This window comes from Kribbella sp. NPDC050820, assembly GCF_040653975.1.
In the GTDB taxonomy this organism is placed as follows: domain Bacteria; phylum Actinomycetota; class Actinomycetes; order Propionibacteriales; family Kribbellaceae; genus Kribbella.
Genome location: NZ_JBFAHB010000053.1, coordinates 1 through 14707 on the forward strand (window position 1 = coordinate 1; position 14707 = coordinate 14707).

Here is a 14707-nt window from a genome sequence, read left to right on the forward strand (position 1 = left end):
GGCCTGCAGAACTACGTCGACCTCGCGCGCAGCGAGGAGGCGATCCGCGCCGGGTGGGTGACCCTGCTGATCGCCGCCGTCGGGACCGTGCTGCTCAGCGTGCTGGGTCTCGGTTTCGCGCTGCTGGTGAACGGCGCGTCCCGGTTGAACGCGTTCTTCCGGGTCGTGCTGTTCTACCCGCACGTGCTGAGCGCCCTCGTGGTCGGCTTTCTCTGGAGCGCCGTGCTCGGCACGTCGGGTGTAGTCAACGGCTGGCTGACGTCCAAGGGCGCGGAGGTGCTGCCGTTCCTGTCGAACCCGAACTGGGCGCTGGCGAGCCTGATCGGCGTACTGGTCTGGGCCGGGTTCGGCGTCAACGTGGTGCTCTACCTCGCCGGGCTGCAGACGGTGTCGCGTGACCTGCTGGAGTCCGCGCGGATCGACGGTGCGTCGACGCGGCAGACGTTCCTCAACGTCACGCTGCCTTCGCTCGCGCCGGTCGTGACGGTCAATCTGGTGCTGTCGCTGGTGACGTTGCTGAAGACGTACGACCTGGTCGTGTCGCTGACCGGTGGCGGTCCGGCCGGGTCCACGCAGACGGCGGCCTACCTGATCCTGTGGGACTCGTTCCACAACAACGCGCTCGGGTTCGGTTCGGCCCAGTCCGTCGTACTGATGATCGTCACCGCGGCCCTCGCCCTGACCGTCGCCCGCCTTCGCTCGCGGGTGGATCAGGGGGTGAAGGCGTGAGTGCTATTCGCATGCCTCGGATCAGGACCAGGGTGGTCCAGCCGAAGCCGATCAAGGCGAAGGGCGCCGGGCGGATCGCGTTCCTGGTCGTCACCAGCGTGCTGATGCTGGTGCCGATGTACCTGCTCGTGGTGAGCGCGTTCAAGTCGCAGCAGGACATCCTCACGCACCCGTTCTCGCTCTCGCCGGACCTGCTGACCACCGAGTACCTGCAGAAGGCCTGGACCAACCCGGACTTCAACATCCTCAAGGGGTACGGCGTCACCGCGCTGTTCGTGGTCCTGGTCAACGTGCTGTCCGTCGCGCTCGCCGGCCCGGTGTCGTACGTGATCGCCCGTCGCACCGAACGCCGGTACCGGGTGCTCCTGCTGCTGTTCGTCGCCGGCACCTTCATCCCCAGCCAGGTGCTGGTGATCCCGGTCGTCTACACGCTGAAGTTCCTCGGGCTGATGGGCACGATCCCGGGGTTCGTGCTGTTCGAGACCACGCTGACGCTGCCGTTCTCGATCTTCCTGTACGCCGGCTACATCATGACGATTCCGGCCAGCCTGGACGAGGCGGCCGCGGTCGACGGCGCCGGCAAGCACCGGATCTTCTGGTCGATCGTGTTCCCGCTGATGAAGCCGGCCGTGGTGACGATGGTCATCCTGAACACCTTCTCGGTGTGGAACGACTTCGTGAACCCGCAGATCATCCTCGGCCCGGGCAGCGGTCTCTACACGGTGACCACCGGCGTCTACGCGGCGGTCAGCCAGTACTCGACCGACTACACGGTCGTCTTCCCGACGCTGCTGCTCGCCGTGGCGCCACTGCTGGTGGTCTTCGTGCTGCTGCAGCGGCACGTCATCAGCGGCCTGACGGCAGGAGCGACCAAGGGATGAAGACCATCGTTGCGCAGACCCCGATCGGCAGCCCGCCCGCGTGGGCGATCATGCAGCGCCGCCTGTTCGACGTGATGGACGAGGGCTGGTGGCTGTTCCGCGAACGCTACTGCCTGCCCGACGGCAGCCTCCGGTACGCCGGCCCGGTGCCGAGCCGCGACGGCGCCGACGACTTCTACGAGGCGTTCGTGAACTGGCCGGTGCTCTACCAGCTCGGCGGCGCGGACGACCTGATCGACGTCGCCAAGTGGCACTGGGAAGGTGTCACCCGCCAGCTCACCGACCTCGGGTTCCTGGTCGACGAGTTCGAGCGCGGCTACGACTGGTTCCACATCGGCGAGTCGATGATCTTCTTCTACTCGCTGTGCGCCGCCGACCCCGGCGACGAGGTGTTCCGCGAACGCGCGTACCGGTTCGCCGAGCTCTACCTGCCCGGTTCGCCGGCCGGCAACTACGACGCGGCGACCCGCACGATCCGCGCGCCGCACAACGGCGGCGGTGGCCCGCGCTGGGGGATCAACGACGAGTGGCGGACGTACGGCGCCGACCTCACCAACATGCGCATCTTCGGGCTGCCGCTGCCCGGCGTGCAGGGGATCGAGACCTGGGACGACCTGAAGGACCCGGCCAAGGCCGACCTGATGGGCGCGGAGATGATCCGCCGCCTCGGCGCCGGCGACGTGGCGGTCAACCTCGCCGCGACCACGCTGACCGCCAACGCCTGGCTCTACGACCACAACGACCGCTTCGCCGCCTGGACGCTCGAGTATCTCGACGCCTGGCAGGAGCGCGCCGGGGCCAACGGCGGCCTGCTCCCGGACAACGTCGGACCGAGCGGTGAGGTCGGTGAGCTGCACGACGGACGCTGGTACGGCGGCAACTACGGCTGGAACTGGCCACACGGCGTCTACAGCGTCGGCTCCGCGGCGTGCATCGCGGCGCTGAACGGCGTACTGCTGACTGGTGATTCGCACCGGCTCGACTTCGCGCGGCAGCTCCTGGATCACCTGTACGAGCGTGGCATCACAGCCGCCGTGGACGAGACCGAGCTGAGCATCCGGGACCGTTGGCAGGCAGAGCTCGGTGAGGACTGCGCGGAGCCGACACTGCTGATCCCGAACCGGTACGGCGACGACGGCTGGTTCGACTACCAGCCGCCGCAGCTCGGGCTGCCGATGTGGTTGTGGCAGGCCGCCTTCGAGTCCTCCGACCGGCAGCGGCTGCAAGACCTGCGCGAGCGCAGCGGCTACGACTGGCGGACCGTGCGCGACTTCCGGAACAAGGAGGACGCCGGGCACGAGGCGCCCTGGCTCGCCTACCTGGCCGGTGACAACCCCGGCTATCCCGAGGCGATGCTCGGGGTCGCGCTGTCCCAGGTGCAGCGCCGGATGGACCTGATGGCCGTCGACACCGTCGACCCGGCCGACATGAACATCCACCACTGGCAACGGCACAACCCGGTCGCGACCGAGGCCCTGCTCCAGCTGACCACCGGTACGCCGCAACTCCTCTACAACGGTGGCCTGCTGCCGTTGCGCGTGCTGTACCTCGACCCCGAGCGCGGCCGCCCCGGTCTCCCGGCGGACGTCGCCGCGCTGGTCGACACGGTCGAGCCGGACCGCACCGGGCTGCAGTTGGTCAACCTGTCCGCGACCCAGACCCGGCGCGTGATCGTCCAGGCCGGCAGCTTCGGCACCGACCGCATCGACGAGGCCGTCGTGACCACGGTGATGCCTGGGACCGGTGCGTACCCCGGCCCGTCCCCGGCGTACACCTCGCCGCCGCCCACCCCCGGCACCGAGACGGTCGTTGTCGGCGGCAACAGGCTCGAGATCGCGATGCCGCCGGGCCGGACCATCCGGCTCGACCTGCGGCTCACCCGTAACGCCTATCGCGCCGCGCACGTGGCGCTTGACTGAGGAGACATATGAGCATCGAACAAGCCCCCGTGGCCCCGGTCTGGGACCTCCCGGTGCGCGGCGAGAACCCGCCGGCGCCGGACCCCGGCCTGGTGTCCCGGTTGTCCGCGATCGGGTCGGCCACCGCCTGCGCCCGGCTGCACGGACAGGGCATCCGCCGGACCTTCGTCGACGGGCCGACCAGCATGTTCCCCGGCAGGAAGGTGGTCGGCCGCGCGCTGACGCTGCAGTTCATGCCGCAGCGGGAGGACATCGCGGACGGCCAGACGCAGGAGTACATCGAGCGCAGTACGGCGCTGTGGGCCGTTCTCGACGAAGTCCAGCCCGGCGACGTGCTCGTGGTCCAGGCCTACGGCAGCCACACCACCGGCTGCTTCGGCGACATGCTGGTCCGTTACTTCAAGCTCCGCGGTGGCGCCGGCATCGTGGTGGACGGCCGGATCCGCGACGTGCCGCGGGTGTCCGAGCTCGACGTCCCGATCTGGTCCACCGGAGCCACCCCGCACTACGCGTCCCAGTCCGAGCTGTTCCCCTGGGCCTACAACGTCCCGGTCGCGGTCGGCGGCGTGCTGACGCTGCCCGGCGACCTGGTCGTCGCGGACGACGACGGCGCTGTCGTCGTACCGCGGCAGCGCGCCGAGGCCGTGGTGCAGGCCGCTGCCGAGCACGACGCGTGGGAGAAGTTCAGCCGGCGCCGGATCGACGAAGGCGCACCCCTGCGCGACTACTACCCCCTCACCGAGAAGACCCGCCTCGAGTACGAGCGCTGGCGCGACCAGAACGGTCACAGCGCCGGCGACTGATCCCTGAGAGGACACCGCCCAACCATGTCCCAACCCAGAACCAGGCGTACGACGCTCAGCGTCGGCGCCGGGGTGGTCGCCGCTGCCATGACAACAATTGCAGTGGCAGTAGCGTCCATCCCGCTGAACAGCCAACCCGCCGGCGCAGCCAAGTGCGAGAACTTCTACGTCGCGCCCGACGGCAACGACCAGGCCAAGGGCACCGAGAAGAGCCCGTGGAAGACGATCACCCGGGCCCGCGACGAGATCCGCAGCAAGCAGCTCAACGACCGGATGGGCTGCGACATCACGGTCAACCTGAAGGCCGGTGAGTACCCGGTCACGTCCACGATCGGCTTCGACCAGCGCGACTCCGGCAAGAACGGGCACCGCGTCGTCTACCGCAGCGTGGACGGACCCGGGAAGGCGACCCTGTCCGGAGCCGAGGAGATCACCGGCTGGACGCCGTACCAGAACGGGATCTACAAGGCCAAGGTGGACCCGTCGAAGCCGTTCTACACGCTGTTCGAGGACGGCAAGCGCGCCACCAACGCCCGGTACCCGAACCGCGGCACCGAGGACACCTGGTCGCCGTACCTGACGTCGATCCTCTACGAAGAGGACAAGATGGACGTCCGGAACTGGATGTGGGGCACGCCCGGTGACTGGGATCCCACCTGGGACCTGAGCCAGGCGTCGGTGACCATCTGGTCCGGCGGCTCCTGGTCGTGGTTCACCGACACGATCCCGTTGCTGGACACCAACTTCAAGAAGACCCAGACGACGCTGAAGCACTGGACCCGCTACGCGATGGTCAACAGCCGCGGCGGCTCCCGGTACTTCTTCCACAACTCGCTCAGCTTCCTGGACCAGCCGGGGGAGTACTACCTCGACTACAAGGCCGGCGAGGTCTACTACAAGCCGCGGTCCGGCTCGATGGACAACGTGCGGGTGCTGCGGCCGACCGTGAAGACGGTCCTGGACCTGGCCGGCGCGTCGCCGCAGGACCGGCTGCACGACGTCACCTTCGACGGGCTCGGGGTGCAGTACTCCGACTTCGTCACCTGGTACCGCAACGGGTGGGTGTCCAGCGGTGACGCCGGCATCGAGCACAGGTACCCGGAGTACGACCGTCAGATCGAGATGCCGCGGAACCGGTTCGGCGCGATCAGGCTGACCAACACCAGCAACATCGACCTGACCCGGCTGCGGTTGTCCGACACCGGCTTCACCGGGATCTACCTGCTGTTCGCCAACGACCACACCCGGATCACCGACAGCCTGCTGGAGAACATCGGCGCCGACGGCATCAAGGTGGAGGGCGGCTGGCCGGGTGAAGGTGACCTGAGCAACCACCACACCATCTCGAACGTGTTCATCGACCACATCGGTGAGCTGGTGCCGGGTGACGCGGCCGGGATCGAGCTGATGGACACCGGCAACAACACCATCTCGAACATCGTGGTGAAGCACAGCGCGCGGTACGGCATCAGCCTGGAGTCGCGGCCCGAGGTGAAGGACGGCGACCAGTACACGTCCGGCAACTCGTTCAAGTACATCCGGCTCGAGCAGACCGGCCTGGACTCCGGCGACATGGGCGCGTTCTACACCTACGGCGTCGAGAACCAGGAGCCGCACCCCGTCCAGAACACCGTCGAGCAGATGGTCGTCGGTGACGTGATCCCCGACCCGTCGATGCCGGACGCCGGTGGTACTCGCGGCGTGCACATGGACGCCGGCGGGTGTGGGTTCAGCTTCGCGAACATCGAGGTCGGCAAGGTCTCCGACGACAAGTACCAGTCGTACCAGTGCAACCAGGTGACGAACGCCAACTGGGCGACGGGTTTCGACGCCTCGAAGATGGAGTACGACAAGATCGGCGTGCTCCCGACCTTCCCCTACGACGTGGCGGGGCGGTGACCTCGATGCGCGTACTTGGTGGATTGGTCATCGGCCTGGCCCTCGGAGTGGTCGGAGCCGGTACGGCGTTCAGCGCCCGGCCGGCCGAGCAGACCGCGGGATGCCAGTCGTTCTGGGTCTCGCTCGACGGCGAGGACTCGGCGCCGGGCACGAAGTCGAAGCCCTGGCGGACGATCGAGCACGCCCGGGACACCATCCGGGCGCGGAACCTGAACCGGCACCTGTCGTGTGACCTCGTGGTCAACGTGACGGCAGGCGCCTACCAGGTCGACAAGACGATCACCTTCGACGACCGCGACTCCGGGTCGAACGGGCACAAGGTCGTCTACCGGAGCGCCGACGGTCCGGGCAAGGCCGTGCTCGAGGCGGCGCAGGAGGTCACCGGCTGGGCGCCGTACAAGGACGGCATCTTCAAGGCGAAGGTGGACATCGACCAGCCGTTCTACACGCTGTACGTCGACGGCGAGCGCGCCACCACGGCGCGGTACCCGAACCGGCGGTCCGACGAGGAGTGGGCGCCGTACCTGGAGTCCGTGCTGATCGAGCCGGAGAAGGAGGCCGTCCGGGACCAGGTCGGCTACACCGACGGGGACTGGAACGAGACCTGGAACCTGAACAGCTACACCGACTGGCCGGCCCAGCTGATGATCTGGTCCGGCGGTTCCTGGAGCTGGTTCACCGACACGGTCCCGATCAAGAACGCGGACTGGAAGGACAACAAGGTCATCCTGGACTACTGGACCCGGTACGCGATGATCAACTCCCGGGCCGGTTCGCGGTACTTCGTCCAGAACTCGCTCGACCTGCTCGACGCCGAGGACGAGTACTACCTCGACTGGGCGACCAAGGAGCTGTACTACAAGCCGCGCGGCGGCACGATGGACGGCAAGCGGGTACTGCGTCCGACGCAGACGCAGGTGTTGTCGCTGGCCGGTGCGACGCCGACGCGACGGCTGCAGGACATCGCCTTCGACGGACTCGGGATTTCGTCCTCGGACTTCATGCAGTGGTACCGCTCGGGATGGATCAGCGCGGGTGACTCGGGTCAGAAGCACAAGTACAAGGAGTACGACCGGCAGGTCGAGATGACCCGGAACCGGTTCGGTGCGGTGACGCTGACGAACACCCGGAACGTCGACCTGACCGGCCTGCATCTGCGCGACACCGGCTACCACGGCGTCTACCTGTTGTCGGCCAACGACCACGTCCGCGTGGCCGACAGCCTGCTCGAGAACCTCGGCGCCGACGGCATCAAGGTCGAGGGCCCGTACCCGGGCGAGGGCAACGTGGCGCACCACAACACGTTCACCAACCTCTACATCGACCACGTCGGCGAGCTGGTGCCGGGCGACGCGGCCGGGATCGAGTTGCTGGGCACCGGCGACAACGAGGTCTCGCACGTCGTCGTCAAACACAGCGCGCGCTACGGGATCAGCCTGGAGTCGCGGCCGGAGGTCAAGGACGGTGAGCAGTACGCCACCGGCAACTCGTTCAAGTACATCCGCCTGGAGGAGACCGGCCTGGACAGCGGTGACATGGGCGCGTTCTACACGTACGGCATCGACAACCAGGAGCCGCATCCGGTCCAGAACACGGTCGAGCAGGTGGTCATCACCGACGTGATCCCGGACGCCTCGATGCCGGACAGCGGCACCCGCGGCGTACACATGGACGCGGGCGGGTGTGGGTTCTCGTTCGCGAACATCGAGGTGGGCCAGGTGACCGACGACAAGTACCAGTCGTACCAGTGCAACCAGGTGACCAACGCCAACTGGGCGGCCGGTTTCGACGCCTCGAAGATGGAGTACGACAAGATCGGCGTCCTGCCCAGCTTCCCGTACGACGTGGAAGGGCGGTGAGGTCGATGCGATTGCTTGCAGCAGTCGTCGTCGGTGCTCTCGGAGTGGTAGGCGCTGGTTCCGTGGTGGAAGCAACGCCGGCCGACAAGTGTGATGCGTACTGGGTTTCACCGACCGGGAACGACGCCGGTCAAGGGTCGGAACGGAAGCCCTGGAAGACGGTCGAGCATGCTCGCGACATCCTTCGGTCCACGAAGTCCGCGTGCAACCCGGTGGTCAACCTGAAGGCGGGGACCTACCGGGTCAGCAAGACGATCACCTTCGACGACCGGGACTCCGGGGTGACCTACCGGAGTGTGGACGGGCCGGGGAAGGCCGTCTTCGAAGGCGCCACGGAGGTGACCGGCTGGACGCCGTACCAGGACGGGATCTTCAAGGCGCCGGTGGACGTGGACCAGCCGTTCTACACGTTGTACGCCGAAGGGACGCGGGCGACCACCGCGCGGTATCCGAACCGGCGGTCGGACGACGAGTGGGCGCCGTACCTGCGGTCGATCCTGTTCGACCCGACCAAGGAGGCGGTGCGCGACCAGCTCGGGTTCAACACCGGTGAGTGGGATCCCTCGTGGGACCTTCGGCTCGGTACGTCGTGGCCGGCGCAGGTGACGGTGTGGTCGGGTGGATCGTGGTCCTGGTTCACCGACACTGTGCCGTTGCTCGACATCAACCACACCAAGCGCCGGACCACGCTGATCTACCCGGCGCGGTACGGGTTCATCAACTCCGGCGGCGGCTCGCGGTACTTCGTGCAGAACTCGCTCAGCCTGCTCGACCAGGCGGGGGAGTACTACCTGGACTACCCGGCGAAGACGCTGTACTACAAGCCGCGCGGCGGCACGATGGACGGCGTGAAGGTGCTGCGGCCGACGGTGACCCAGGTGTTCTCGATCGCCGGCGCGTCGCCGAGCCGGCGGGTCGAGAACCTGACGCTCGACGGCCTGGCGATCCAGCACACCGACTTCATGGAGTGGTACCGGTACGGCTGGAACGGCACCGGCGGGTCCGGGTTCGCCCACAAGTACCCGAAGTACGACACGCAGATCGAGTTGCCCCGCAACCGGTGGGGCGCGATCACGCTGACCAACACCCGCGGCGTCAAGCTGACCCGCCTGCACCTGCAGCGGACCGGGTTCACCGCGATCGAGTTGCTGTTCGCCAACGAGCAGACGACCGTGTCCGACAGTCTGCTCGAGCACCTCGGCAACGACGGCATCAAGGTCGAAGGCGGTTGGCCTGGTGAAGGCGACCTCGCCCACGACAACACGTTCACGAACAATTACATCCACCACATCGGCGAGCTCGTCCCGGGCGACTCGGCCGGCGTCGAGATCATGAACAGCGGCCGCAACGAGATCAGCCACACCGTCGTCGAGCACGGCGCCCGGTACGGCATCAGCATCGAGTCGCGACCCGAGATCCCGAACGAGGACAACTACACCAGCGGCAACACCGTCCACCACGTGCGGCTGTCGCACCTGGCCAAGGACAGCGGCGACACCGGTCCGTTCTACGCGTACGGCGTCCGCAACCAGCCGCCGTACACCCCGGACGCGGCGGTGTCGCAGCTGATCATCGACGACGCCAACGCCGACCCGTCGATGCCGGACAGCAAGCCGTACGGCGTGCACATGGACTTCGGCGGCTGTGGGTTCGCGTTCTCCGACGTGAAGGTGACGAACACCGAGAGCGACCCGTACCACGGGCCGTCCGCGGGTCCGTGCGACACCTTCGAGAACGTCAGCTGGGCGGACGGCTTCGACGACTCCCGGATGCAGTACGACCGGATCGGCGTGCTGCCCTCCTTCCCCTACGAGAAGCCCTGAGGTCCCGAAGTAGATATGGACACGCAACGTTTTGCGGGCAAGGTCGCGCTGATCACCGGAGGAGCCTCCGGGATCGGCGCGGCCACGGCCCACCGGATCGCCGCCGAGGGCGGCACGGTCGTGGTCGCCGACCGCGACGGTACGGCGGCCGCCGAGCTGGGCAAGTCGCTCGGCGGCACCGGCGTCGAGCTGGACGTCACCGATCTGGAACGCACGCTGGAAGTGGTCGCAGCGCTGGACGCCGTCCACGTGCTGGTCAGCGCGGCCGGCGTCGACGTGTGCGACACCGTGCCGAACACCAGCCCGGACGAGTGGCGGACCATCCTCGACGTCGACCTGACCGGCGTCTACAACTCCTGCCGCGCGGTGCTTCCCCGCTTCATTGCTCAGGGCAACGGCGCGGTCGTGACGATCTCCTCGGCGATCGGCACGGTCGGCGAGCGCAACCGGTCGGCGTACTGTGCGGCGAAGGCCGGCGTGGAGAACCTGACCCGCGCGATGGCCCTCGACCACGGCCGCGACGGTGTCCGGGCGAACTGTGTCGCACCGGGCCTCATCGACACCCCGCTGATCCGCAACGGCAAGGTCGGCGGCGAGGACGACCCGGGCGCGATGCAGGCGATGGTCGACCGGCACCACGCCCTCGGCCGGATCGGGCAGCCGGCCGAGGTGGCTGCCGCAATCGCGTTCCTCGCCAGCGACGACGCGTCGTTCATCACTGGCGCCGTACTGCCGGTCGACGCCGGGTGGACCGCCCAATGAGCATCCTGTCCGGCTACCGCGTGCTCGACCTCTCGGTGGCGATGGCCGGTCCGCTGGCCGCGATGCGGCTGGGTGACCTCGGCGCCGACGTGGTCAAGGTCGAGCCGGTCACCGGAGAGTGGCAGCGGCACACGGCTGCCGGCGGTGCCGTCGGCAACGAGGTGAACGCGTCGTTCCTGTCCCTCAATCGGAACAAGCGCAGCCTGGCCGTCGACCTCAAGTCCGACGAGGGCCGTGAGCTGCTGTACGACCTCGTGCGCACGTCCGACGTCTTCCTACAGAACTACCGGCCGGGCGTCGCGGCCCGGCTCGGCGTCGACTACGAGACGCTGCGCGCGCTGAAGCCCGACCTGGTCTATGTCTCAGTGTCCGGGTACGGCGAGACCGGTCCGTACGCGTTGTGGCCCGGGCAGGACCTGCTCGTGCAGGCGATGAGCGGTGCGTTGTTCAGCGCCGGCCGACCAGGTGAGCCGCCGGTGGCCGCGCCGTACTTTCTGGCTGACGCGGTCACGGCCTACAGCTCGTTCGAAGGTGTGCTCGCGGCGCTGCTGCATCGTGAACGGACGGGCGAAGGCCAGCTCGTCCAGGTGAACATGCTGGACGCGGTGATCGCGATGCAGATGCAGGAACTGTCCGTCCACACGGTCGGCGGCGTCCCGCAGACGCGGTCGCAGGAGGTGCACGCCCACAGCTACATCCGCGCGCCGTACGGCATCTTCAGCACGGCAGACGGCTACATCTCGCTGGCCTTTGCCGAGTTGTCGGTGCTGGCCGACGTACTGGACGTGCCGTCGCTGGGCGAGCTGGACGCGGAGCGCGACGGGTTCGTCCGCCGGGATGAGATCTCGGCGGTGGTCTCTGCCGCGCTGCGCACCGAATCCACCGATCACTGGCTGACGAAGCTGCGCGAACGCGGCATCTGGTGCGGCCCGGTCTATTCCTACGCCGACCTCCAGACCGATCCGCAGGTGCTGCACAACGAGTCGTTCGTGACCTACGAGCACCCGACCGAGGGCACGGTCACGACCCCTGGCTTCCCGTACCGCTTCAGCGAGACACCAGCAGCGGTACGGCGACCCGCGCCGCTGACCGGTGAACACAGCGACGAGCTGCTCGCCGAGCTCGGTGTCTCCGCCGAACGCCGCGAAGAGCTGGTACGGCGTGGCGTGGTGGTGTCGCGGTGACAGTCCAGCTGCGCGGACTGACGTGGGACCATCCACGGGGATATCGACCGCTGGAGGCGTTCGAGACACCCGGCGTCGAGGTGGTGTGGGACCGGCAGCCGCTGTCCGGCTTTGAGTCGACCCCGCTGTCGGAGTTGGCCGAGCGCCACGACTTGCTGGTCGTGGATCACCCCGGTCTCGGCGCTGCGATCGAGGCCGGGGCGATCCTGCCCGTGGAGGACGTGTTCGCCGCGCGTGATCTCAAGGTCTGGCGGGACCGCGCAGTGGAGCCGACGTGGGACAGCTATCGGCTGCACGGGCACGGCTGGGCCCTGCCGTTGGATGCCGCTACGCAGACCTGCCTCTACCGTCCGGACCTGCTCGAGGTGCCTCCTGCTTCCTGGTCCGACGTGCTGGACCTGTCTGGCGTCGTGCTGTGCATCGCCGGTCCACACGCCGGGTTGATGCTGCTCGGTCTCGCCGGTGATCGGACTGGCGCCGGTCTGCTCGATCGAACTCGTGCGGTCGAGGCGATGGAGTTGCTGCGGGCTGTGTGGCGACGGTCGGACCAGAGTGCTGCCGGGCTCGACCCGATCGGCATCCATGAGCTGCTTGCCACTAGCAATGAGCTGGTCTGCTGCCCGCTGGTTTACAGCTACGCGTACTACGGTGCTGACTCGGCAGACCGCGTGCCGGTGGCCTGGTCGGCGGCTCCGCGGTTGCGGTCGGCGGACCAATTGGGCAACGGCACGCTGGGCGGTACTGGTCTGGCGGTGACACCTCGCGCCTACACGCGCGTGCTGGCCGTGACGAAGTACGTGCGTGGCTTGCTGGATGTCGGCGTACAGCTGGACACCGCGTCGACGGTGGGTGGGCAGTCGGCGACTGCGGCGGTGTGGGCGTCGGACGTGGTGGACAAGGCGTGGAACGGGCACTACTCGGCCACGCTCGGCACGCTCAGGACGTCGTACGTGCGGCCGCGGTTCGACGGCTGGATCGCCTTTCAGGACGAGCTGTCCTCGCGGGTGCGGGAATTGCTGGGGAACGCCGCCGATGCCGCGACGGCGGTCGACCGGATCGAGGACGACTATCGGAGGGCGAGCCATGGATGACGGCCGGATCCGCTTCGACACCGACGGCGGGGTCGGGCTGCTGACCCTCGACCGCCCGGCCAAGCTGAACGCGGCGACCCGCGCGATGAGCACCGAGTTGCTCGAACTCATCCCACGCATCGACGACGACCCGTCCATCCGCGCGGTCGTGGTGACCGGCGCCGGCGACCGGGCCTTCTCGGTCGGCAGCGACATCGGCGAGCTCGACCGGTACGACGGTCCGTGGCATTTCCGCAACCGCCGCGACTACTGCGACGCCCTCCGCAGCCTGCGGACGCCGATGATCGCCGCGATCAACGGCTACGCGTACGGCGGTGGGCTCGAGCTCGCGTTGTCGTGCGACATCCGGCTCGCGGCTGCGCACGCGAGCTTTGCCGCCGCGGAGATCAAGCTGGGGTGGATCGGCGGTGGGGGAGTGACCGCGCTGCTCGCCGCGAGTGTGGCGGCGAGCGACGTGGCGATGATGCTGCTGACCGGCGACCCCATCGACGCCGCGGAGGCGTTGCGGATCGGACTGATCAGCCGGGTGCTCCCCGCCGACGAGTTGTTGCCCGCGGCCACCGAGTTGGCGCACCGGATCGCCCAGCGGCCGCCGGTCGCGGCCCAAGCGGCCAAGGCCAACCTCCGGGCAGCCCTCTCGATGGGCCTCGAACCAGCCATCCAGTACGAGCGGGAGCTGCAGGCGGTGGCTCTCGGGACCCGCGACGCTGCCGAAGGCCGGGCGGCCTTCGCGGAACGTCGTACCGGAACCTTCGAAGGACGGTGAGCGATGCCGACCCAGATCGCCCCAGGGATCCACCAGTTGGCGACCGACTACCCGCACGTCTGCGGACTGCCGTTGTGGTTGCACGTGATCGACGCCGGCTCGGAGTTGGTGCTGCTGGACGCTGGGATCGCTTCCACCCCCGAGGCCGCAACTGCTCCGGAGTTGGCGGCGCTCGGACTCGGGCTGGGTGACCTCACGCTCGTGGTCAACAGTCACGCGCATCCGGACCACATGGGCGGGAACGCCGTACTGAAGAAGCACAGTGGCGCGCGGTTCGCCGCGCCTGCGCTGGAGGCCGGCTGGCTGGAGGACAACGAGAAACTGCTGACCGAGTTGTGGGGAACCGATACCGCCGCGCTCGACCTGTCGGAGGGCGAGCGGACCGAGATTCTCGGCATGCTCGACGACCGGGTCCGGGTGGACATCCTGCTGCGTGACGGCGACCATCTTCCGGCCGATCGGCGTTTACAGGTAGTCACGACCAGCGGGCACAGCCCCGGACATATCGCCGTACTCGACGAGCCCAGCCGGACGCTGTTCACCTTCGACGACGTGCAGGGCCGGGGCCGGCCGTTCCTGGACAGCGAGACCTGGCTGGCGCCGCTCTACACCAACGTCGGCCAGTACGTCGACGGCCTCAACCGCCTGCTCGAGTTGGATTTCGACGCTCTCGTGCCCTCGCACGGCGACCCGCTCGACGCGGCCGCCGGACGCGCTCGGATCACCGAGAGTGTCGAGTGGGTGAGCGACGTCGACAGCTTCACCCGGCAGCTCCTCCGAACGCGTGGATCGCTCACGGTCCGTGAGCTTGCGGGTGAGATCGGTACCCAGTTGGGTGACTTCGGAGGGCTCTGCCTGCAGACCGTCCAGATGGCCCGGGCCCACCTCGAACTCCTGGCCCGTGAGCGCCTCGCCGAGCCTCGGTGGCACCTCAGTTAACCGAAAAGACCCACCGCATGACCTAGCGCGACACGCCGAGACGCGATATCAA

At 68.1% G+C, this 14707-nt stretch carries 12 protein-coding genes; all 12 read left to right on the top strand.

Annotated features, from left to right (window positions below; genetic code table 11):
• Window positions 1-729, top strand: a 729-nt coding sequence (locus AB0H36_RS33535; RefSeq protein WP_360532911.1) for a sugar ABC transporter permease, incomplete at its 5' end; no start/stop codon positions are given.
• Window positions 730-740: 11 nt separating this feature from the next.
• Window positions 741-1610 carry a carbohydrate ABC transporter permease gene (locus AB0H36_RS33540; RefSeq protein WP_360532914.1) on the top strand — a complete coding sequence of 290 codons (870 nt, stop codon included), beginning with the start codon at window positions 741-743 and terminating at the stop codon, window positions 1608-1610.
• The gene (locus tag AB0H36_RS33545) at window positions 1607-3529 is read left to right on the top strand and encodes a hypothetical protein (protein WP_360532917.1); all 1923 of its coding nucleotides are present in this window, start codon (window positions 1607-1609) and stop codon (window positions 3527-3529) included. The genes AB0H36_RS33540 and AB0H36_RS33545 overlap by 4 nt, the downstream gene beginning before the upstream one ends.
• Before the next feature lie 8 nt (window positions 3530-3537).
• The gene (locus tag AB0H36_RS33550; protein WP_360532920.1) at window positions 3538-4332 is read left to right on the top strand and encodes a hypothetical protein; all 795 of its coding nucleotides are present in this window, start codon (window positions 3538-3540) and stop codon (window positions 4330-4332) included.
• A 24-nt stretch (window positions 4333-4356) separates the two neighbouring features.
• Window positions 4357-6231, top strand: a complete 1875-nt coding sequence (locus tag AB0H36_RS33555; protein ID WP_360532923.1) for a right-handed parallel beta-helix repeat-containing protein — start codon at window positions 4357-4359, stop codon at window positions 6229-6231.
• A 5-nt stretch (window positions 6232-6236) separates the two neighbouring features.
• Window positions 6237-8090: a right-handed parallel beta-helix repeat-containing protein gene (locus tag AB0H36_RS33560; protein ID WP_360532926.1), complete on the top strand. Its 1854-nt coding sequence runs from the start codon at window positions 6237-6239 to the stop codon at window positions 8088-8090.
• 5 nt (window positions 8091-8095) lie between these two features.
• Window positions 8096-9913, top strand: coding sequence for a right-handed parallel beta-helix repeat-containing protein (locus AB0H36_RS33565; protein ID WP_360532929.1), 1818 nt, complete (start codon window positions 8096-8098; stop codon window positions 9911-9913).
• Window positions 9914-9928: 15 nt separating this feature from the next.
• Window positions 9929-10675, top strand: coding sequence for an SDR family oxidoreductase (locus AB0H36_RS33570; protein WP_360532932.1), 747 nt, complete (start codon window positions 9929-9931; stop codon window positions 10673-10675).
• A complete protein-coding gene (locus AB0H36_RS33575) occupies window positions 10672-11859 on the top strand; it encodes a CoA transferase (protein WP_360532935.1) in 1188 nt (395 codons plus the stop codon). The genes AB0H36_RS33570 and AB0H36_RS33575 overlap by 4 nt, the downstream gene beginning before the upstream one ends.
• The gene (locus AB0H36_RS33580) at window positions 11856-12950 is read left to right on the top strand and encodes a hypothetical protein (protein ID WP_360532938.1); all 1095 of its coding nucleotides are present in this window, start codon (window positions 11856-11858) and stop codon (window positions 12948-12950) included. Before AB0H36_RS33575 ends, AB0H36_RS33580 begins: the two co-directional genes overlap by 4 nt.
• Complete coding sequence (locus AB0H36_RS33585; protein WP_360532941.1) at window positions 12943-13716, top strand: enoyl-CoA hydratase/isomerase family protein; 774 nt, start codon at window positions 12943-12945, stop codon at window positions 13714-13716. The genes AB0H36_RS33580 and AB0H36_RS33585 overlap by 8 nt, the downstream gene beginning before the upstream one ends.
• A 3-nt stretch (window positions 13717-13719) precedes the next feature.
• Complete coding sequence (locus AB0H36_RS33590; protein ID WP_360532944.1) at window positions 13720-14655, top strand: MBL fold metallo-hydrolase; 936 nt, start codon at window positions 13720-13722, stop codon at window positions 14653-14655.
• Window positions 14656-14707: the final 52 nt, after the last annotated feature.